Origin of the sequence: Microvirga rosea (assembly GCF_020595095.1) — a bacterium.
Classification (GTDB): Bacteria; Pseudomonadota; Alphaproteobacteria; order Rhizobiales; family Beijerinckiaceae; genus Microvirga; species Microvirga rosea.
Genome location: NZ_JAJDOP010000015.1, coordinates 29,348 through 49,595, shown reverse-complemented (window position 1 = coordinate 49,595; position 20,248 = coordinate 29,348). Strand labels below are relative to the sequence as shown.

Below are 20,248 nucleotides of genomic sequence, written 5' to 3'. Positions count from 1 at the left end.
ATCAGACCTCTCGCTCGGCCACGAAACGGACGGCCTCCCGCAGGATCTGCGCATCCGGCCCGAAGGGTTCGAGGGCCGTTTGAGCGTCTTCCACGAGGTGCCGACACTCCCGCTTGGCGCCCTCCATTCCAAGATGATCCACCAGGGTGGCCTTCCCCTTTTCGAGGTCCTTGCCGGTGCGCTTGCCCAGAGCCTCGGCAGAGGCCTCCCGATCGAGAATATCGTCGGCGACCTGGAAGGCGGCCCCAAGGGCGCGCCCATAGGCCCGCAACGCCTCGCGGGCCGTCGTGTCGGCCCGTCCGAGGATGGCGCCGGCCTCGACGGAGAAGGTCAGAAGCGCGCCGGTCTTCATCATCTGCAGCCGCCGGATGTCCGCCTCGCTCAGCGATGCCGGCCCGTAGCGCCCCTCCGCCGCAAGATCGAGCTGCTGGCCGCCCACCATTCCGCCGAGGCCTGACGCCCGCGCAAGGCCGAAAACCAGTTCGGCGCGGACGACCGCATCCGGATCCGTCGCAGGATCGGCCAGGATCTCGAACGCCAAGGTCTGCAGGGCATCGCCCGCCAGAATCGCCGTGGCCTCGTCAAAGGCTTTATGCACCGTGGGACGCCCACGCCGCAGATCGTCGTCGTCCATGGACGGGAGATCGTCATGGACGAGGGAATAGCAATGAAGAAGCTCGATGGCGCTGCCGGACCGAAGGGGACCGGCTCCCTCCCTGGAGAACAGGCGGGCCGTTTCGATCGTCAAAAAAGGGCGCAACCGCTTTCCGCCCCCGAGAGCGGCATGCCGCATGGCGGAAATAAGCCGTTCAGGCCTTGCCATCTCGCCCGAACGCGCTTCGTTTGATAGCAACGCTTCGAGGCAGACCTCGACATCCCTTGCGACATCGGACAGTCGCGCCATGAAAGAGCCGGTGGATGACATCATGTTCAGCCTGAATGCGGGCGCGCAGAGCGACCGCCCTGAGGGAAACGACAACGTGGACCCGGCGCGGGAAGCGGCTCCCCGGAAAAGGCGGTCGGCCGTATCCCGCTGGCTTCGCCGTTTCGTGGGGCTCGGCCTTGGGCTTCTTCTCTTATGGGCAGCCGCGGTCTTTTGGCTAGGCCTCTTGTACTGGGGCGTTCCGCCGGTCTCGACCCTCATGGTCGGCCGGTGGCTGACGCTCCAGCCGGTGGAGCGCCGGTTCATCAGCCTGGACGAGATATCCCCCCAGCTGCCGCTTGCCGTCATGACATCGGAGGACGGCCGATTCTGCGATCACAACGGTGTCGACTGGGACGCCTTGCGCGATGTGGTGGAGGCGGCGGACGAGGACGGCCCGGCCCGTGGGGCTTCCACCATTCCCATGCAGACGGCCAAGAACCTCTTCCTGTGGCCCGGGCGCTCTTATCTGCGCAAAGGACTGGAATTGCCCATCGCCCTTTACCTCGATCTGATCTGGTCGAAGCGCAAGATGATGGAAAATTATCTCAACATCGTCGAATGGGGCGAGGGCGTCTTCGGCGCCGAGGCCGCGGCCCAGAGATATTTCGGCAAGCCGGCCAAAACCTTGACCCGCCGGGAGGCGGCCTTGCTGGCGACAGCGCTTCCCAACCCCCTCGTGCGCAATCCGGGGCGCCCCAGGCCTGGACACCGGGCCTTGGCCGCGCGGCTCATGGGACGCATGGAGGGAGCGGCCCCGTTCAGCGACTGCCTCAAGGGGTGAAGCTACAGGAGGTCGCAGCCCGATCGACGGACAGCCGCCGCGTTTAGGGCTAGATATTTCCTCAAATACCTTGTATGAGGCGCAACCTCATCAAGTTCCTAATGTGAGCGTTCCCCGGTTCGAGCGGGCGCTCCGCTGTTGACCGGAGACGAGAAATGGCCGTTCCAAAAAGAAAAACGTCGCCTTCGCGGCGCGGCATGCGTCGCTCCGCCGATGCCTTGCAGGCCCCGACCTATATCGAGGACAAGGATTCCGGCGAGCTGCGCCGTCCTCACCACATCGACCTGAAGTCCGGCATGTACCGGGGCCGTCAGGTTCTCAAGGTGAAGTCGGAAGCTTAAAAAGCTGCCTATGCCAAGTACCAAACCGGCGCCGCAAGCGCCGGTTTTTTGTTGTTGAAGGCTTTCCGAAAGCGGTCAGCCTTTACAGTTCATTAAGCCTCAAGCCCGATCCTGAGCGCTGTTCTTCAAGGATGTCGACGGGCGGTTCGCGCCGCTCTCCATCCTTCATGTGTGCGTATCAGGGATCGGTGTCATGACAAGGAAGCGGCAGGGGCGGGCTGGGTTTTTCAAGGGAGCATCCTTGGCCCGGCATACGCAGTCCCTGCCGGTGGCGGACCCGCAAACCGCTCTCGCGGCCCTGAAGGCCACGGTTTACGAGTGGGATCTCGCGAGCGATGCCCTGACCTGGGGACCCAACGCCGCCGCGGTGCTCGGCCTTGCGCCCGAGGCTCTTCCCCACACGGGAGAAGCGTTCTCGCATCTCGTCGAGCCGGATAGCGGCCTGTCGGACCGGATCCGGGCCGCGTCCGATCCGGACGCTGAATTCGCCTACGAGCTTCGTTATGCCCTGCGCTTCGGCAGCGATACCGTCACCATGGTTCAGGACACGGGACGTCTTGCCTGCGACGGCAAGGGCCGGCCGCTTCACGCCCGCGGTCTCCTGCGCGTTGACGGGACCGTCGATGAGCTGCTGCCGAGCGCCATCAGGCTTCGGTCGGCCCTGCTGGCGCGCCTGAACGGCAATATCGCGGAGGCCCTGCGCTTTTCCCATTCCATCACCCTGGTCGTCGGCAGGGTCGAGGACGAGGACGGCGCGCCGGATCTCGACCTGATCGCCCACCATCTCCGCCCCGTCATGCGTCGGCGCGACGCCCTGACCGCGCTCGGCACGAACCGCTTCGCGCTCGTTCTCGCGTCCTGCGCCGCCTGGGATGCCATGAGCGCGATGAAGCGCCTTGCAGGCCTCGCCTCCGCTCAGGGCATTTCGGTGCACCTCGGGGCGGCCTCGGCTCCGGACCATGCCTTGGAAGCAAGCGATCTGCTGCGTTATGCCGAACAGGCCCTGGCTGCCACCTCCGACCAGGAAACGGCCGTTTTATACAGAGCCCAGCGGCGTTCCCCGACTCGTGCGTCGAAGACGGCGGCGGACCCGCTCGACATGGTGCACGCCCTCAACGATCGCCGGGTCGCCCTTGCACTCCAGCCGGTCGTGGATGCGCAGACGCGCAAGCTCGTCCTGGCCCAGGCCCATACCCATCTCGCCTCGGAATCAGGCGAGCCTGGATGCATTGTCGGACGGGTTCCGGTCCTTAAAGGGGCCAATCTTCCCCTTCTCGTGGACGGTCGCATGCTGGAGCTTGCGGCCGACCATCTGGCCCGCCAGCCGAACACGCGGGTCGCCTTGAGCATATCACCCGCAACCCTGCGTGACGGGGAATGGCTGACCATGCTCGCGGCGCATCTCGGAGCCCGCCCCGGGATCGAATCCCGCCTCCTGATCCAGGTGCCGGAATCTGTGTTGAAGCAGCCTGGCGCAACACGGGGCCGCCTCGACGCCATGAAGGCCCTTGGCGTCGGAATCGTGCTCTCCGGCTATGGCGCAGGCTACGCCGCCCTCGCGCAGCTCAAGAATTTCCCCATCGATCTCCTCAAGATCGACAGCGCCTTCATTCAGGTTCTTGGCCGCTCCACCGACGACAGGCTCTTCGTCAGGCGTCTTGTGGATATCGCCCAGCATCTCGGCATCGCCACGATGGCCGACGGGGTCGATCAGGAGCAGAGCGCCCAAAGGCTGGTGCAATGGGGCGTCGATTACCTGCAGGGCCCTCTGATCGGGGGCACGGACATCCTCCCCCTGCCCGGGCTCATGCCGCTCAAGGCCAGAACGGCCTGACGGCAGGCGCCGACGTTATTTCCGGGAAAGCTGGTCGAGCTTGGCCTGCATCTCGGCCATTTGGCGCTTCAGGTCCTGGAGATCGCCGGAACCGTTGCCCTGATCCTCGGATGCCGGCTTGGCCTCCCCTTCTCTGCGCTGGGCAAAGGGCGAGAACATCCGCATGGCCTCGGAGAAGAACGTCATGTTCTTGCGGACATGTTCTTCCATCGTCTGGAACGCGGATGGCCCGAAGGCCTGGCTCATCTGCTCGCGCAGCTTTTGCTGCTCGCGGGACAGGTTATCCATCGAAAACTCGAGATAGCTCGGCACGAGCGACTGGAGACTGTCGCCGTAAAAACGGATCAGCTGGCGCAGGACCGTGACGGGCAGAAGATTCTGCCCCTCCTTGTTCTCCTGCTCGAAAATGATCTGGGTCAGCACCGAGCGCGTGATGTCCTCGCTGGTTTTGGCGTCGAAAACCACAAAATCCTCGCCCTGGCGAACCATGCCGGCCAGGTCCTCGAGGGTCACATAGGTGGAAGTGCCGGTATGGTAGAGGCGGCGATTGGCGTATTTCTTGATAACGGTCGGTCGTTTCTCGGTTTGTTGATCCGTCGCCATGGAACCCGATGCGCCCTCGTTGAATGCGTAAACCCGGCGAGCCGGCATTCCCTGTCGCATAGATCCGGGACGTCAGCCGTCGCGTCAACCTACAAGTGTTCAGCGGCGCGATCAAAGCCCTAAAAGTCTAAGGGCGATCCGCCATCCTCTCCCTATATAGAGGCGATGGCGCTTGACTTCCCTCCGTCCGGCGCTTTGATCGAAGCCGAGAGAGGCTGCCCGCCTCGACAGCACAGGAGATCGGAATGGCCCGAGACAACATCGTCATCGTCGGCGCAGCACGCACGGCCGTCGGTTCGTTCAACGGCGCGTTCAGCAACACGCCCGCCCATGAGCTGGGCGCCGTGGCTATCAAGGCTGCGCTGGAGCGCGCCAAGGTCGAGGCCGGAGAGGTCGATGAGGTGATTCTCGGGCAGATCCTCACCGCCGGCCAGGGACAGAATCCCGCTCGTCAGGCCGCCATGGCGGCCGGCATCCCGCAGGAAAAGACGGCCTGGGGCCTCAACCAGCTCTGCGGCTCGGGTCTGCGCACCGTCGCGATCGGGCTCCAGCAGATCGCCAACGGCGACGCCAACATCATCGTGGCGGGCGGCCAGGAATCCATGTCCCAGGCGCCCCATGCCGCCCACATGCGCAGCGGCACCAAAATGGGCGACTTCAAGCTCGTCGACACCATGCTCAAGGACGGCCTGATGGATGCGTTCCACGGCTACCACATGGGCAACACCGCCGAGAACGTGGCCCAGCGCTGGCAGCTGACCCGCGAGGAACAGGACCAGTTCGCGGTCTCGTCCCAGAACAAGGCGGAGGCGGCCCAGAAGGCCGGCCGCTTCAAGGACGAGATCGTGCCGTTCACCATCTCCACCCGCAAGGGAGACGTCGTGGTCGATCAGGACGAATATATCCGTCCCGGCACCACCATCGAGGCCATCGCCAAGCTGAAGCCGGCCTTCTCGAAGGACGGGACGGTCACAGCCGGCAACGCGTCGGGCATCAATGACGGCGCGGCCGCCATCGTCCTCATGACCGAAGCGGAAGCGGAGCGCCGCGGCCTCACGCCCTTGGCGCGCATTGCCTCCTGGGCGACGGCCGGCGTCGATCCGGCGATCATGGGCACGGGACCGATCCCGGCGTCCCGCAAGGCCCTGGAAAAGGCCGGCTGGAAGGTCGGCGATCTGGAGCTCGTCGAGGCGAACGAAGCCTTTGCGGCTCAGGCCCTGGCCGTGAACAAGGACATGGGCTGGGACCCGTCGATCGTGAACGTCAATGGCGGCGCCATCGCCATTGGGCATCCCATCGGAGCATCCGGCGGCCGCGTTCTCGTTACGCTGCTCCATGAAATGGGACGCCGCAACGCCAGGAAGGGTCTCGCCACCCTCTGCATCGGCGGCGGCATGGGCATCGCCATGTGCATCGAGCGTTGAGCCGTTGCCTGAAAGAACGGCCTCCGCGTGCGAATAATGAGGCATGCCCTTCTAGGCTCTCGTCCTGAACCTAGACTATGATCAAGACGGCCCGGCTCGATCCGGGCCGCTAACAAAAGATGGGCTGCACGACAGACCCTTCAGAGAACGGCTCATGGGAAGGAGACGAGAATGGCGCGCGTCACACTGGTCACGGGGGGAACCCGTGGCATTGGAGCTGCGATTTCACGAGCATTGAAGGCCGCCGGATACACGGTCGTGGCGAATTACGGCGGCAACGACGAGGCCGCCAGCAAGTTCAAAGCCGAAACGGGAATTCCCGTCTATAAATTCGACGTCTCCGACCCCGCCGCATGCGAGGCGGGCATCCGCACCATCGAATCCGAGTTCGGGCCGGTCGAGATCCTCGTCAACAATGCGGGCATCACCCGTGACGGCATGTTCCACCGCATGACCTTCGATCAGTGGTCGACGGTCATCCGCACCAATCTCGATTCCATGTTCACCTGCACCCGCCCGGTGATCGAAGGGATGCGCGAGCGGGGTTTCGGACGCATCATCCTGATCTCCTCCATCAATGGCCAGAAAGGCCAGATGGGACAGGCGAACTATTCCGCCGCGAAGGCCGGGGTGATCGGCTTTGCCAAGGCCCTGGCCCTGGAAAACGCCAACAAGGGCGTCACCGTCAATGTCATCGCCCCCGGCTATATCGCCACCGAAATGGTCCGAGCGGTGCCCGAAGAGGTTTTGAAGACCAAGATTCTCCCGCTGATTCCCGTAGGACGGCTGGGCGAGGCCGAGGAAATCGCCCGCAGCGTCCTCTATCTGGCGGGAGACGAGGCAGGCTTCATCACCGGTTCGACCCTGACGATCAACGGCGGCCAGTACATGGCCTAAAGAACATGGCCTGAAGGCAAAGGGCCGGCAAAATCCGCCGCCCTGCCCGGCGTCTCGCCGGAAAGCTCTCCCCACGGGGGGAGCTTTCGTTTATGCGGATCTCATGACGACACGCACCGCCACGTCCATCGGCTTCATCGCCGTGCTGCTCTGGTCCCTTCTGGCTTTGCTGACAGCGGCGACCGGACGAATTCCGCCATTCCAGCTCGCGGCGATGACCTTTCTCATCGGCGGGCTTGTGGGCGTGGCGAGCTGGGTCCGGCGACCGCAGGGGCTCAAAGCTCTGCGGCAAAAGCCGGTCGTATGGGCTCTCGGACTGGGCGGCCTGTTCGGCTACCACGCCCTCTATTTCGCGGCGCTGCGCCTTGCGCCGCCGGCGGAAGCCGGACTGATCAACTACCTCTGGCCGCTCCTGATCGTGCTGTTCTCGTCCTTTCTGCCAGGAGAGCATTTGCGGAAGGCGCATGTGATCGGGGCGCTTCTCGGCTTTGCCGGTGTCGTCGTGCTGATCGCCGGACGCGGATCCCTCGACGCGCGGGCGGAATATGTGCCGGGTTACCTCTGCGCCTTCGTGGCCGCTTTCGTCTGGTCCGCCTATTCGGTGCTGTCCCGCCGCTTCGGCGAGGTGCCGACCGATGCGGTCGCAGGGTTCTGCCTTGCCACGTCGGCCCTGAGCCTCGTCTGCCACTGGCTTTTCGAAACCACCGTTTGGCCGGAAACGGGCCTGCAATGGGGCGCGCTGATTGCCCTGGGTCTCGGCCCCGTCGGGCTCGCCTTCTATGTCTGGGATATCGGCATGAAGCGGGGGGACATCCGCTTTCTCGGCGTCGCCTCGTATGCGACGCCCGTCCTCTCGACGCTCCTGCTGGTGGTCGCCGGTTACGCCCCGCTGTCGCTGACCCTGGCCCTGTCCTGTGGATTGATCGTCCTTGGAGCGCTGGTCGCGACCCTGACGCCTAGTAAGCGCCGCCCGGCATGACCCTGTGGGTGTAGCGGTAGGCCGGAGAGAACCCGAGCGTCCGATAAAGCGAGACGGCGATTTCGTTCTCTTCGCGCACCTGCAGATAGGCCGTATGTGCGCCTTCCCGGCAGCCCCAGGCCATGAGGCTTGCCACCACCCGGCGTCCGAGCCCGATACCGCGCAGATCCGGCGCAACCACGATATCATAAAGACCCACATACCCGCGCTCGGCGACGCCCAGCCCCCAGGCGACAGGCCGCTCGTCGAGGCTCAAGGTCGCGAAGGCGGCCTTCTGGCGGATCCGTGACACGATCTGGATCAATGTCGCGTCATCCGCCTTGTCGCCACCGTAGGATTGAGCGGCCTCTCTCACCCACCGCTTCGAGACCTGGGACTCGATCGTCACTTCCGGATCGACCTCGCAATCGCCGCTGACCGGCGCCGTGAGCACGAAGGTCGGCTCGATTTCCGTGAAGCCGCGCAGCTTGAGCATGCCATCGACGGCCGGATCCTGAAGTCCCGTCAGGCGAAATGTGGGACGAATGTTCGCGTCGAGGAAGCGCAGGATCATATAATCGATCAAGGCGTCGTCGAGGGTCGCCCCCGGCATGATCGGCGTCGCGGAGTTGGCCCGCTTGCTATAACCATTGGCCAGACGCAGGATCCAACCCTCGAAGGCCTGGTAATCGAAGGCGGGCCACGCGTTCATGAGCCGGCTCTCGAGGCTGAGGACAACATCGTGGTCGCTCATCGTACTGGGCTCTCCCGGCCATATGCCGTCATGAGAAAAGCATCATGGCCCGCGAAGGATCCCTCCGAAGGATCCTCACGGCGCCGCTTCGTTCAAAACCGGTTCTTCCACTCGCGCAGCGCCTGGAACACCTCGACCGGCGCAGCGCCTTCCTTGCCGACTGTCCGCGCCACTTCCGGCCTGTCGGCGCGCAGGAACGGATTGGTCGCCTTCTCGGTCGCCAGGGTCGAGGGAATGAGGAAGCGACCTTCCGCCTTGGCCGTTTCGGCCTCCTTCATCCGCTCCTTGATGGCGCCGTTGTCGGGATCGGCCGCGAGCGCGAAGCGGCCGTTCGAGAGGGTATAGTCATGGCCGCTGTAGATGCGGGTCTCGTCCGGCAGCCCTGCGATGCGCTGGAGCGAAGACCAGAACACCGGATACGTGCCTTCCAGCAGGCGTCCGCAGCCCAGGGTGAAGATGGTATCGCCGGCGAACAGCACCCGGTCCGCGGAAAACCAGTAGGAGATGTGATCGTCGCAATGACCCGGCGTTTCCCACACATCGGCCCGGAGGTCGCCCACCTGAACGAAGTCCCCCTCGCGCACCAGCATGTCGGCTTCGGGAACGGCGCTCTCCGCCTTCATCGGCGCCACGACACGGCAGCCGAACCGCTCCTTCAGCGGAGCGATGGCCGCCACATGATCCGCGTGACGATGGGTGACGAGGATATCGGACAGGGACCAGCCCGTTTCGGAAAGGGCCTTGAGAATAGGCGCCTCTTCGGGAGCATCGATGGCGGCGCAGGCGCCTGTCTTGGGATCGTGCACGAGAACACCGATATTGTCTTCGCGGCAGAGGAAGGCGTGGATCTGGATGGGCATGGAGCGACCTTGGCTTGATGCGTCACGGGTTATCATGGGACAGTCCGAAGAGGAAACCAGATCCCCGTTTGGGATTGCAGCCGGGATGACGAAAAGAGTGACGGGTACGGCATGAGCATCGACATCACGGACCTGCGCAGCTTCTATGCCAGTCCTCTCGGTGGCGTCACGCGCCGGTTCGTCGGGCGAGCTGTCGGACGTTTTTGGGGGCCGCTGACGGGCCTGCGCGTCCTCGGTCTCGGTTACGCCTCCCCTTATCTGACCGCTGTCCGCGCCGAGTGCGAGCGGGCCCTCGCCTTCATGCCGGCGAGCCAGGGGGTGGTGAACTGGCCGAGCACCGGTGCCTCCGCCTCGGCCCTGGTGGACCCCCTTGTCATGCCTTTGCCGGACGCGTCCATCGACAGGGTGCTCGTCGTCCATGCCCTGGAGACGGTGGAAAGCCCGACGGAACTGCTTCACGAGATCTGGCGAATCCTGACGCCGGGCGGGCGCATCATCCTGGTCGCGCCGAACCGGCGCGGGTTGTGGGCGCGCATGGACACGACACCGTTCGGCTATGGGCAGCCCTACAGCCGCTCCCAGCTCAAGAGCCTGATGCGACAGACCTGGTTCTCGCCCGAAGGCTGGGCCGAAACCTTGTATGTGCCGCCCCTGCGCAACCGCTTTCTTCTTCGGACGGCGCAGGCCTGGGAGCAGATCGGCATCGGGTTCTCCCTGCCCTTCGCAGGGCTTCATATTGTCGAGGCGACCAAGCAGCTTTATCGTCCGGGCGCCGTCCGGGCCGTCCGCCGCGTGGCCCGGACGGCGCCGGTCTTCGTTCCCTCCCCGGCCCCCGCCTCCCGCACGTTTCTGCCCACAAAAGGGCCATGATCAGCCTGTTCATCCTGGGCCTCGTCGTGACAGGCCTGTTCACCCTTCTGCCCGGCCGTCTCATGCACCAGATCGTCTTCAGCAATGGAGACCCGACCCCTTCACCTTGACTTGGCGCCGCCAAGTCGCCAGTGTCCGCGCGGTCCGGCGAGGACCCTTCAGGTCGGCGCCGGTTTTTCATTTTCATAGAGTCTGATGCGCAGTTATCTCGATTTCGAAAAGCCGGTCGCCGAACTGGAAGCCAAGGTCGAAGAACTCAAGGCCCTCGGCGAGAACCGGGATGCCGTCTCGATTTCCGACGACATCAACCGCCTGGAAGCCAAGGCGGCCGAAGCCCTCAAGGATCTGTATGCCAAGCTCACGCCCTGGCAGAAGACTCTCGTGGCCCGCCATCCCCAGCGCCCGCACTTCATCGATTACTGCGCAGGCCTCATCACCGATTTCACGCCTTTGGCGGGCGACCGCAAGTTCTCCGAGGACGAGGCGATCGTCGGCGGCTTCGGCCGTTTCAAGGGCCAATCGGTCTGCGTTCTGGGCCAGGAGAAGGGCCATAACACCGAAACCCGCATCCGGCACAATTTCGGCATGGCCCGCCCCGAAGGATACCGCAAGGCCGTCCGCCTGATGGAAATGGCCGACCGCTTCGGCCTCCCGGTTCTGTCCTTCGTGGACACGGCCGGAGCCTATCCGGGCATCGAGGCGGAAGAGCGGGGCCAGGCCGAGGCCATCGCCCGCTCCACGGAGACGCAGCTCGGCCTTGGCGTCCCCAACGTGTCCCTGGTCATCGGCGAGGGCGGTTCGGGCGGCGCGATCGCGATCGCCACGGCCAACAAGGTCCTCATGATGGAACACGCCATCTACAGCGTGATCTCCCCCGAGGGCGCGGCCTCGATCCTTTGGCGCGATTCGACCCGCGCGCAGGACGCCGCCACCAACATGAAGATTACCGCGCAGGACCTGCTGCGCCTCGGCGTGATCGACGCAATCGTATCCGAGCCGACGGGCGGAGCCCATCGGGACCCGCAGGCGGCGATTGCGGCCGCTGGCAGCGCGATCGAGGAAGCCCTCCAGGATCTCGGCAATATGGGGCCGGCGGAACTGCGCGACCATCGCGCCGACAAATTCCTCAATATCGGCCGCAAGCTCTAGATATTAACTGTGCTTCAACTCCTTCGGCCATACTGCGAAGCTGGCCGGAGGACCATGTGATGAATCGGACACGCAGGACCGTTGGACTTTTGTTCGGCGGATGCTCGGCGGAGCACGATGTTTCCAGGATGTCCGCGGCCAATATCCTGCGGGCCCTCGACCCGGAAAAATACGACATCGTACCGATCGGGATCAGCCGGAACGGCCATTGGCTCCTCGGCAACGCCGCGGCCCCGGATGCGAAATCCCTTGAAATTCCCTCCGACGCGGCGGACGTCGCGCTTCTGCCCGGCCGTGATGGAGACCTGATCGTCCTCGACGCCACGAACAAGACCATCCGTCTCGACGTCGTCGTGCCGGTCCTGCATGGGCCCAACGGCGAGGACGGCTCCGTTCAGGGCCTTCTGGAACTCGCGGGCATTCCTTATGTGGGCTCCGGCATCATGGGATCGGCGGCCTGCATGGACAAGGACGTCGCCAAGCGCCTTCTGCGCGATGCGGGCCTCCCCGTTGTGCCCTTCCTGTCGGTGACGCCGGGGAAGCAGGTCGACTACCAGACGGCGACGGAGACGCTCGGCACCACGGCGCTGTTCGTCAAGCCCGCCAACATGGGCTCGTCCGTCGGGGTGTCCCCGGCCCGCTCGGCGGCGGAATTCGACAAGGCCTGCGCGTTGGCTTTCCGTTACGACACGAAGATCCTGGTCGAGCGCAGCGTCGCCGGAGCCCGCGAGATCGAGTGCTCCGTGCTCGAAGATCATACGGGCAAACTGAGCGCCTCCCCTCTTGGCGAGATCGCCCCGGCCCAAAGCCATGGCTTCTACAGCTACGATGCCAAATACGAAGACGCGGCGGGAGCGGATCTGCGCATCCCGGCCGTCCTTGCCGCAGACGTGGCGTCCCGGATCGGCCACCTCGCCGTGGAGGCCTTCCGGGTGCTGGGCTGTGAAGGATTGGCGCGGGTCGACTTCTTTGTCGATCCGGCGGACGAGACGACTATTTTCCTCAACGAGATCAACACGTTGCCGGGATTTACGGCAATCAGCATGTATCCGAAACTCTGGGAAGCAGGCGGCCTGCCGCAGCGTGATCTGATGGATGTCCTGATCGGCCACGCTCTCGCCCGGCATGGCCGAAAGCGCGCCGTCTCCAACGCCTGACCGGGGACTTTCGCCCGAATGGCGGGCGAAAACGGCTATGTGTTCTTCGGAGAGCGTCGGCGATTTTTACAATGACGTTACGTCATAATGCCTTAACCATAACTTCATTGCGTGGCCGCTTGCGGTAAGGTGGAGTTAAGGCTAAAAAACTAAGGCTATCGGGGAACCGTTCGGGCATCCCGGACGGATCAAAAAACTGCGGGGTCCCCTATGATGAAGCGTATCGTATTGGCCGCGAGCCTGACGCTCGCGCTTGCCGCCTGCCAGGATGATGGCTTTTCCCGAAGCTCGACGCGCCACCTGACGCCGATTCCGGCGGCTACCATGGCGCTCATGTCGAGCAAGGGGATGTCCAAGAACGACCCCATCCTGATCCGTGCCTACAAGAAGGAATCGGAGATGGAGGTCTGGAAGCGCGGCACCGACGGCCGCTATGCGCTTCTCAAGACCTATCCGATCTGCCGCTGGTCCGGCCAGCTGGGTCCCAAGACCCGTGAAGGCGACCGCCAGGTACCGGAGGGCTTCTATACGGTCAGCCCGTCCCAGATGAATCCGAACTCCGCCTATTACCTGTCCTTCGACACCGGCTATCCCAATGCCTTCGACCGCTCGCTCGGTCGCAACGGTGGCGACATCATGGTTCATGGCTCCTGCTCGTCGCGGGGCTGCTTTGCCATGACGGATCAGAACATCGCGGAAATCTACGCCATCGCCCGGGAATCCTTCGCCAGCGGGCAGAGGGCGTTCCAGTTCCAATCCTATCCGTTCCGCATGACGGCCAAGAACCTGGCCCAGCACCGGCTCGACCCGAATATCGGCTTCTGGAAGAACCTGAAGGAAGGCTCCGATTACTTCGAGGTCACGAAGGAAGAGCCGCGGGTCGCGACCACCAGCGGGCGCTACCAGTTCAACACGACGAGCGAGACCGCGGTCGCCGCGGTTGCCGAGAAGCGCCAGAAGGACGAGCAGGAGGTCGCAGACCTCGTTGCGCACGGCGAGAAGCCTGTGAAGCTCGTCTATCACGACGGCGACTCGCACGAATCCTTCCGCACGGCTCTTGCCAACGCCATGGGCGCCGACGGTTCCCTTGTGGTGGACGCACGCGACAAGTTCGGGGCCGTGAGCCGCCCGGAGGGCCTGTCGTCCGGTCCGCAGCAGATCGCCCTCGACGAGACAACCGGCAAGTCCAAGGCTGAAACGCCGTCGACGGCTCTTGCTTTCGCGTCGATGAACCAAAGCCCGGCCGCGACACCTGCTCCCGCCAAGGCACCTGCCCCCCAGATCAAGGTGGCGGCCGCCACTCAGCTGGCACCGCAGCCCGTAGCCGCCTCGGCGGGTGGAACCGAAGCACCGTTCTACAAGAAGATGTTCAACGGGATCGGGGATCTGTTCGGCTCCTCCTCGGCAACTCAGCCGGCGCCGGAAACCGCCCAGGCCGCTCCGGTCGGAAACGCTGCAGGCCAGAAGGCCCATGCGGCTCCGCAGCGTGGGGCTCAGGGCACAAGTGCCGTGAACGTCGCGGCGGCAGTGAATTGATCCACATCTGAACGCAAGATCGTTGAAAAGCCCGCCGATTGGCGGGCTTTTTGCTGTCTAGGCAAACAAATCAAGAGGCTGGAACCGGGCGATTTCCCGGGATCTCTCGGGCAAAGTCGCTCGCATCGCCGCTGCGATCAGATCCCGATCGTGGTCCGTGAGGCGCAGGAGGCCGAAGCGCAGCTGGTAACCCCAGTTTTTCTGCCCTCTCGTGAGATCGAGTTGATCGAGGAGAGGCTCGATCGAAGCCTCTGCCGCCGCTTGCCAGTCCACATCGCGCCGATAGGGCCGAAAGTCTCCTGCCCCCTCGAAGGGATATGGCTCGCCAGGAATCACACGCCCAATGGCGGTGAAAGACTGAAGCCGATCCTTCCCGCGAAATGTGTTGGTCGGCGAATAGTAGATGATCGTATCTCCCGGCTGGATCCGGCGCAGGGGAGCCGCTTTGCCGTGGCAAAGCTGCATGAAACCCTCGGAGCGTCCGCGACGGACATGCTCGGCACAGGCGACGCCGAGCCAGCTACCGCCCCGGTTACCGCTCATGGCCCGCTCCCTGGGCATCCGGAGCAAAAACGCGCAGACGATGGCCGTCAGGATCGCTGGCGGTGAACGTGACGCCGAAATCCACCACTTCGGGCGGCTGCAGGATCGCCACGCCGCGCTGCCGCCAGGCTTCGTAGGTCGCTCGGACGGCGGCTTCATCCGCAACCGTGAAGGCCACCTCGCTCGCTCCCGGAGGCGCGGTGACGGCAGGCGCTGCGGTGTGCCGCGACCACAGGCCGAGCATGAGGCCTGGAGCCAGCGCAAACAGGGCGAAGGTGGGCGAGAGCTCCACCGGGGTCTTGTCCAAAAGACCGCCATAGAAGCTGGCGCTCGCTTCCGGACGATCGACAAAGAGAAGAATGAAGTGCGGCTGAGACATGGTGGGTTCCTTGTGTTGGCCAATCAGCTTTAGGAACCTTCACTGTCAGTTTTTGGCAGCAGCCTGCTGGCAGACAAAGCTTGAGGCACGTCCGTCGGCAATCCCCCGCATGTCGGGCCATGATCGCCGCCCCCGCCTATTGCGGCCGGATGCCTTCCTGCTCCCGCCATTCCTTCAAAAGCGCCACGCGCCGGCGCGGATAACGCTCTTCCCGAACCTCAAGTCCCGCGATCCGGTCAGTCCGGAAATGGCGGAAGCCCTGTCGCATCTCGCACCAGGCGACGAGCACCCGGATTTTGTCGAAGAAGCCGAGGGCGAAGGGCCAGACCGTGCGCCTTGAATCCGCTCCGGAGCCATCGCGATAGACGAGGTCGAGCTTTCGCTCCCGACGGATGGCATTGCGCAGGGAGGGCAGAAGTTCGTCGTCGGAAGGCGTAGTCTCACCCGATCCGATCAGCAGCGCTGAGGCATCGAGGTTTTCGCGAAGGTCGGTCGGCAGCACGGCGGCAATCTTGGCGAGGGCGTTGCCGGCGGCATCGGCGAGACGGCGGTCGCCGTTTCGGCTGACCCATCGGGATCCCAGAACCAGCGCCTCGATTTCCTCCTCGGAAAACATGAGCGGCGGCAGCATGAAGCCCGGCCGCAGGATGTAGCCTACGCCCGCCTCGCCTTCGATTCCGGCTCCCTGAGCCTGAAGGGTCGCGATGTCCCGGTAGAGGGTCCGGATGCTGACGCCCAACTCGTCGGCCAGCGATTTCCCGCTGACCGGCATGCGATGCCGGCGCAGGACTTGGATCAGGTCAAGAAGGCGTTCGGATCGAGACATGCCAAATCCTTGCAGACGATGCTGCCAGAACTTGGCAGGAAGACGCCCCTGGCGCCAGCCCGGCGCTCCGGATTGATGGGGGTCGGAGCATCGGCATAAGCTTGGCGTGGACAATGATCAGGACACTCGGGCATGAAGGAACCTCGGTGCGGTTGCGGCGCCGCCATTCTGAAAGACCGCAAGCTCCTTCTGGTCCAGCGCCTCAAGGCGCCGGAAGCCGGCCATTGGGGTCTGCCCGGCGGAAAGGTCGATTGGCTGGAGCATGTCGAGGAAGCCGTGATCCGGGAGGTCGAGGAAGAGCTGGGCATTCGGCTTCGGGATCTCAGGTTGCTCTGTGTCGTGGACCAGATCGATGCGACCGCCGACGAGCATTGGATCGCACCGGTCTATGCCGCGCTCGCATTCAACGGGATCCCCCTGCTCCGCGAACCCCACAAGCATCGTGCCTTCGGCTGGTTTTCACTCGACGACCTCCCCTCCCCGCTGACCCGGGCAACCGAGGTCGCCGCATCGGCTCTTCGGCAGGGGCAGGCAAGGGACGGGAGCGGCTGACGACCCAGGCGAAATCTCTCCCTGCGCGAAGTCGCTCCCTGCGCACGAGGAACATGTTCCGGCAGGCAACGTTGGCTACGGGGCTCCGGGACAAAAGGCTCCCGCCGATGGCGGGCTTTCCGCATCCGGAGCCGAACGCATGGAGGCGGACCATTCCAAGCCCATCGACCCTGCTCCTGTTCGTGGGGGCCGCCCTGGTTCTGGCGGCCCTCCCGGGTCCCGGCCTTTTCTATATCGCCGGACGAACCCTTGCGGCGGGCCGCGCCGACGGCTTGGCGTCCTGCGTCGGCTCGGCCCTCGGGGGCCTCGTTCATGTGCTTGCCGGTGCCGTCGGCGTGTCGGCTCTCATCATGGCGAGCGCAACCGCATTTACGGTCCTCAAGCTTGTCGGCGGCCTCTATCTGATCTGGCTCGGCATTCAGACATGGCGCTCCGCCAAGGGTGGTCTCGAAACCCTTCAGGCGGCACCGGTCGCCCGTCGAACAAGGACCATTCGCCAAGGTTTTGTCGTCGAGGCCACCAACCCCAAGACCGCCGCCTTCTTCCTCGCCCTGATCCCGCAATTCATCGACCCGTCGCAAGGCCATGTGGCGATGCAGTTCTCGATCTTCGGCCTGATATCGGTGCTGCTCAACACGAGCATGGGCGTTCTGGTGGTCGTGCTGGCCACGAAGCTGCGCCAATATCTCGCCGGGAGGGCTGGGGTTCTGAGCCGGCTGCGACAGAGCTCCGCCATCATTCTGGCAAGCCTCGGCGTCTCGCTGCTTTTGACACGCAGGCCGACCTAGCCCCGCCCCTGGCGCCCCCAAAGAAAAGCCCGGCACAGGAGGCCGGGCTTTTACGTGATCGGGATTTGGAAGGATCAGGCGACGAACTGCCCGTGGCAGTGCTTGAATTTCTTGCCGGATCCGCAGGGGCACGGCTCGTTCCGTCCCACGCGCCCCCAGGATGAGGGATCGTTGGGATCACGGGCCTGGGCGGCAGCCCCGGCCTCAGCGGCCACGAACCCGAGGGCGGGGCCCGCCCCGAAGCCTGCGCCCTGCGCCATATCGAACTCGTTCTCGCCCGTCGCGGGATCGAGGTGCTGCGCGAACATGGGCGGGAGCTGCTGCTGTTCCGGCTGCTGGAACACCACCTGAATGCGCATGAGCTGGCCCGTCACCTGCTCGCGCAGACGGCCGACCAGGTCATTGAAGAGCTCGAAGGCCTCGGACTTGTATTCGTTGAGCGGATCACGCTGGGCATAGCCACGCCAGCCGATGACCTGACGCAGGTGGTCGAGCGTCACGAGATGCTCGCGCCAGAGGTGATCGAGGCTTTGGAGGAGAACCTGCTTCTCCACGTAGTTCATGACCTCGGGCGTGTTTTCCTCGATGCGCTGGGCATAGGATTCGTCCGCGGCCTTGCGGATACGCTCGCGGATCTCGTCGTCGGCGATGCCTTCTTCCTTCGCCCAGTCCTCGATGGGCAGGTCGAGATTGAGGAAGTTGGCGACGCTCTCCTTCAGGCCCGCGACATCCCACTGCTCCGCATAGGCATGCTCGGGAATGGCCCGGCCCACGAGATCGTCGATGACGCCGTGGCGCATCTCGTCGATGGTCTCGCGAACGCTTTCCTCCGCCATGAACTCCTTGCGCTGCTCGAACACGACCTTGCGCTGGTCGTTCATGACGTTGTCGTATTTGAGAATGTTCTTGCGGATATCGAAGTTGCGCGCCTCGACCTTCGCCTGCGCCCGCTCGATGGCCTTGTTGATCCACGGATGGATGATCGCCTCGCCTTCCTGCAGGCCGAGCTTCTGGAGCATGCCGTCCATCCGCTCGGAGCCGAAGATCCGCATCAGGTCGTCCTGAAGGGAGAGGTAGAACTTCGACCGCCCCGGATCGCCCTGGCGGCCCGAGCGGCCGCGCAGCTGGTTGTCGATGCGCCGGGATTCATGGCGTTCCGTTCCGAGAACGTAGAGGCCGCCGGCGGCGAGCGCCTTTTCCTTGAAGGCCACGACTTCGTCGAGGATCGCCTTTTCCTTGGCGGTGCGCTCCTCGCCTTCGAGCCCGGTGAGCTCACGCTCGATCCGCATCTTGGCGTTGCCGCCAAGCTGGATGTCGGTTCCGCGGCCCGCCATGTTGGTGGCGATCGTGATGGCTCCAGGCACACCGGCCTGCGCGACGATAAAGGCTTCCTGCTCGTGGAAACGGGCGTTCAGCACGGCGAAGTGCTTGGTCGCCTTGCCTTCGCGAGCCGCCTTGTAGAGGGGTTCGAGCGCCTGGGGATTTTCGAAGTCGATCAGCTTGAAGCCGTCCTTGATCAGCAGCTCGGCCAGATACTCCGATTTCTCGATGGAGGTGGTGCCGACCAGGATCGGCTGTCCCTTGGCGGACGCCGCCTCGATGTCACGGATCACCGCCTTGTAGCGCTCCTCGGCGGTCCGGTAGACCTCGTCGTCGTCATCGATACGGGAGACGGGCCGATTGGTCGGGATCTCCACGACCTCGAGATTATAGATCTCCAGGAATTCGTCTGCTTCCGTCGCGGCCGTACCGGTCATGCCGCCGAGCTTGCCGTAAAGGCGGAAGTAGTTCTGGAACGTGATGGATGCGAGCGTCTGGTTCTCGGGCTGAACCTGGACCCGCTCCTTCGCTTCGAGCGCCTGATGCAGGCCTTCCGAATAGCGCCGGCCCTGCATCATGCGGCCGGTGAACTCGTCGATGATGACGACCTCGCCATTGCGGACGATGTAATCCTTGTCCCGCTGGAAAAGGGTGTGGGCCCGCAGGGCCTGGTTCATGTGGTGAACCAGGGTCGCGTTGTGAGCGTCGTACAGATCGCCTTCCGTGAGGAGGCCGGCGTCCCGAAGAAGATTTTCCATCTTCTCGGTTCCCGCCTCGGTCAGGGACACGGCGCGCTGCTTCTCGTCGAGGTCGTAATCGCTCTTGTCGAGGCGCGGGATGACCACGTCGATGGCGTTGTAGAGTTCCGAGCGATCGTCGAGGGGACCGGAAATGATGAGAGGCGTGCGCGCCTCGTCGATCAGGATCGAGTCCACCTCGTCGACGATCGCGAAATTGTGTCCCCGCTGGACCATCTGCGCCATCTCGTACTTCATGTTGTCGCGCAGGTAGTCGAAGCCGTATTCGTTGTTGGTGCCGTAAGTGATGTCGGCCGCATAGGCCTGGGCACGCTCCACATCGTCGAGCCCGTGGACGATGACGCCCACGGTCAGGCCGAGGAAGCGATAGATCTGGCCCATCCACTCCGAGTCGCGGCGGGCCAGGTAGTCGTTCACGGTCACCACATGGACGCCCTTGCCGGCCAGGGCGTTGAGATAGACCGGGAGGGTCGCCACGAGGGTCTTGCCCTCACCGGTCCGCATTTCGGCGATGGACCCTTCATGGAGAACCATGCCGCCGATGAGCTGCACGTCGAAGTGGCGTTGGCCCAGCGTGCGCTTGGCGGCTTCGCGGACGGTCGCGAAGGCCGGAACCAGAATGTCGTCCAGGGACTTGCCGGCGGCGAGCTGGGCCTTGAAATCCTCGGTCCGGGCGCGGAGCTGGTCGTCGGTCAGGGCTTCGAGCTCGGGCTCCAATGCGTTGATGGCCGCTACTTTCGGCCGGTAGGACTTCAGCCGGCGTTCGTTGACCGAACCAAAGATTTTCTTCGCGAGTGTTCCGAACATCGAGAGCCTTCAGACTTCTGGGATTCTGGAGAAACGTTAATTTGAGCCGCGTTATAGACTTAATTATGCAGGAGCGCATCTAAAAGACTGCGCCAAGACGGCACACTTCCACGGCGCACTCCCTCGACCCACGTCAGCGTTCGGCTTGGCGGGCGGGGGTGTGCCATAAATAGGCGGCTGCTTGCA

The 20,248-nt window shown here is 64.1% G+C and carries 20 protein-coding genes; 12 read left to right on the top strand and 8 right to left on the bottom strand.

The genetic code is table 11. The features are described from left to right. Position 1 precedes the first annotated feature (1 nt). Positions 2–928, bottom strand: coding sequence for a polyprenyl synthetase family protein (locus tag LJD17_RS21550; RefSeq protein ID WP_227386263.1), 927 nt, complete (start codon positions 926–928; stop codon positions 2–4). Between LJD17_RS21550 and mtgA the strand changes: the two genes are divergently transcribed. The 3 genes from mtgA (at position 927) to LJD17_RS21535 (ending at position 3,881) form a co-directional block, all read left to right on the top strand. Further along, positions 927–1,706 (top strand): monofunctional biosynthetic peptidoglycan transglycosylase, encoded by a 780-nt coding sequence (gene mtgA / locus LJD17_RS21545; RefSeq protein WP_227386262.1) that lies wholly within the window; start codon positions 927–929, stop codon positions 1,704–1,706. The two genes, LJD17_RS21550 and mtgA, sit on opposite strands and share 2 nt — an antisense overlap. Before the next feature lie 155 nt (positions 1,707–1,861). Beyond that, positions 1,862–2,047, top strand: a complete 186-nt coding sequence (rpmF, locus tag LJD17_RS21540) for a 50S ribosomal protein L32 (protein WP_227386261.1) — start codon at positions 1,862–1,864, stop codon at positions 2,045–2,047. 193 nt (positions 2,048–2,240) lie between these two features. Then, positions 2,241–3,881: an EAL domain-containing protein gene (locus LJD17_RS21535; protein WP_227386260.1), complete on the top strand. Its 1,641-nt coding sequence runs from the start codon at positions 2,241–2,243 to the stop codon at positions 3,879–3,881. Between the two features lie 15 nt (positions 3,882–3,896). Here LJD17_RS21535 and phaR read toward each other — a convergent pair whose 3' ends face one another. Beyond that, the gene (gene phaR, locus LJD17_RS21530) at positions 3,897–4,484 is read right to left on the bottom strand and encodes a polyhydroxyalkanoate synthesis repressor PhaR (RefSeq protein ID WP_227386279.1); all 588 of its coding nucleotides are present in this window, start codon (positions 4,482–4,484) and stop codon (positions 3,897–3,899) included. A 245-nt stretch (positions 4,485–4,729) separates the two neighbouring features. Here phaR and LJD17_RS21525 point away from each other — a divergent pair, with 245 nt between their 5' ends. From LJD17_RS21525 to yddG, 3 genes are all read left to right on the top strand, one after another. Then, complete coding sequence (locus LJD17_RS21525; RefSeq protein WP_227386259.1) at positions 4,730–5,908, top strand: acetyl-CoA C-acetyltransferase; 1,179 nt, start codon at positions 4,730–4,732, stop codon at positions 5,906–5,908. A 171-nt stretch (positions 5,909–6,079) separates the two neighbouring features. Beyond that, positions 6,080–6,805 (top strand): acetoacetyl-CoA reductase, encoded by a 726-nt coding sequence (phbB, locus tag LJD17_RS21520; RefSeq protein WP_227386258.1) that lies wholly within the window; start codon positions 6,080–6,082, stop codon positions 6,803–6,805. A 103-nt stretch (positions 6,806–6,908) separates the two neighbouring features. Then, a complete protein-coding gene (yddG, locus tag LJD17_RS21515; protein ID WP_227386257.1) occupies positions 6,909–7,784 on the top strand; it encodes an aromatic amino acid exporter YddG in 876 nt (291 codons plus the stop codon). On the opposite strand, the gene LJD17_RS21510 is transcribed toward yddG, so the two are convergent. After that, on the bottom strand, positions 7,762–8,517 hold the full coding sequence (locus LJD17_RS21510; RefSeq protein ID WP_227386256.1) for a GNAT family N-acetyltransferase: 756 nt from the start codon (positions 8,515–8,517) through the stop codon (positions 7,762–7,764). The genes yddG and LJD17_RS21510 overlap by 23 nt on opposite strands. A gap of 92 nt (positions 8,518–8,609) precedes the next feature. Then, positions 8,610–9,377 (bottom strand): hydroxyacylglutathione hydrolase, encoded by a 768-nt coding sequence (gene gloB, locus LJD17_RS21505; protein WP_227386278.1) that lies wholly within the window; start codon positions 9,375–9,377, stop codon positions 8,610–8,612. 111 nt (positions 9,378–9,488) lie between these two features. Between gloB and LJD17_RS21500 the strand changes: the two genes are divergently transcribed. The 4 genes from LJD17_RS21500 to LJD17_RS21485 all read left to right on the top strand — a co-directional run bounded on the left by LJD17_RS21500 (position 9,489) and on the right by LJD17_RS21485 (position 14,089). Beyond that, entirely contained in the window at positions 9,489–10,247 is a 759-nt protein-coding gene (locus LJD17_RS21500; protein WP_227386255.1) for a class I SAM-dependent methyltransferase, read from the top strand. Between the two features lie 195 nt (positions 10,248–10,442). Continuing rightward, positions 10,443–11,396, top strand: a complete 954-nt coding sequence (locus tag LJD17_RS21495) for an acetyl-CoA carboxylase carboxyltransferase subunit alpha (RefSeq protein WP_227386254.1) — start codon at positions 10,443–10,445, stop codon at positions 11,394–11,396. 59 nt (positions 11,397–11,455) lie between these two features. Further along, on the top strand, positions 11,456–12,553 hold the full coding sequence (locus tag LJD17_RS21490; protein ID WP_227386253.1) for a D-alanine--D-alanine ligase family protein: 1,098 nt from the start codon (positions 11,456–11,458) through the stop codon (positions 12,551–12,553). A gap of 210 nt (positions 12,554–12,763) precedes the next feature. Further along, positions 12,764–14,089: a L,D-transpeptidase family protein gene (locus LJD17_RS21485; protein WP_227386252.1), complete on the top strand. Its 1,326-nt coding sequence runs from the start codon at positions 12,764–12,766 to the stop codon at positions 14,087–14,089. Positions 14,090–14,146: 57 nt separating this feature from the next. Here the strand turns inward: LJD17_RS21485 and LJD17_RS21480 are convergent, their stop codons facing one another. The 3 genes from LJD17_RS21480 to LJD17_RS21470 all read right to left on the bottom strand — a co-directional run bounded on the left by LJD17_RS21480 (position 14,147) and on the right by LJD17_RS21470 (position 15,837). Further along, positions 14,147–14,632, bottom strand: coding sequence for an EVE domain-containing protein (locus LJD17_RS21480; protein WP_227386251.1), 486 nt, complete (start codon positions 14,630–14,632; stop codon positions 14,147–14,149). Beyond that, on the bottom strand, positions 14,622–15,011 hold the full coding sequence (locus tag LJD17_RS21475; RefSeq protein ID WP_227386250.1) for a VOC family protein: 390 nt from the start codon (positions 15,009–15,011) through the stop codon (positions 14,622–14,624). Before LJD17_RS21475 ends, LJD17_RS21480 begins: the two co-directional genes overlap by 11 nt. A 136-nt stretch (positions 15,012–15,147) precedes the next feature. Then, a complete protein-coding gene (locus LJD17_RS21470) occupies positions 15,148–15,837 on the bottom strand; it encodes a helix-turn-helix transcriptional regulator (protein ID WP_227386249.1) in 690 nt (229 codons plus the stop codon). Between the two features lie 132 nt (positions 15,838–15,969). On the opposite strand from LJD17_RS21470, the gene LJD17_RS21465 reads away from it, so the two are divergent. Together LJD17_RS21465 and LJD17_RS21460 are read left to right on the top strand one after the other, a co-directional pair. Next, positions 15,970–16,389: an NUDIX hydrolase gene (locus LJD17_RS21465; protein WP_227386248.1), complete on the top strand. Its 420-nt coding sequence runs from the start codon at positions 15,970–15,972 to the stop codon at positions 16,387–16,389. A gap of 107 nt (positions 16,390–16,496) precedes the next feature. Continuing rightward, a complete protein-coding gene (locus tag LJD17_RS21460) occupies positions 16,497–17,177 on the top strand; it encodes a LysE family translocator (protein ID WP_227386247.1) in 681 nt (226 codons plus the stop codon). A gap of 74 nt (positions 17,178–17,251) precedes the next feature. Here the strand turns inward: LJD17_RS21460 and secA are convergent, their stop codons facing one another. Next, a complete protein-coding gene (gene secA, locus LJD17_RS21455; RefSeq protein WP_227386246.1) occupies positions 17,252–20,062 on the bottom strand; it encodes a preprotein translocase subunit SecA in 2,811 nt (936 codons plus the stop codon). Positions 20,063–20,248 lie beyond the last annotated feature (186 nt).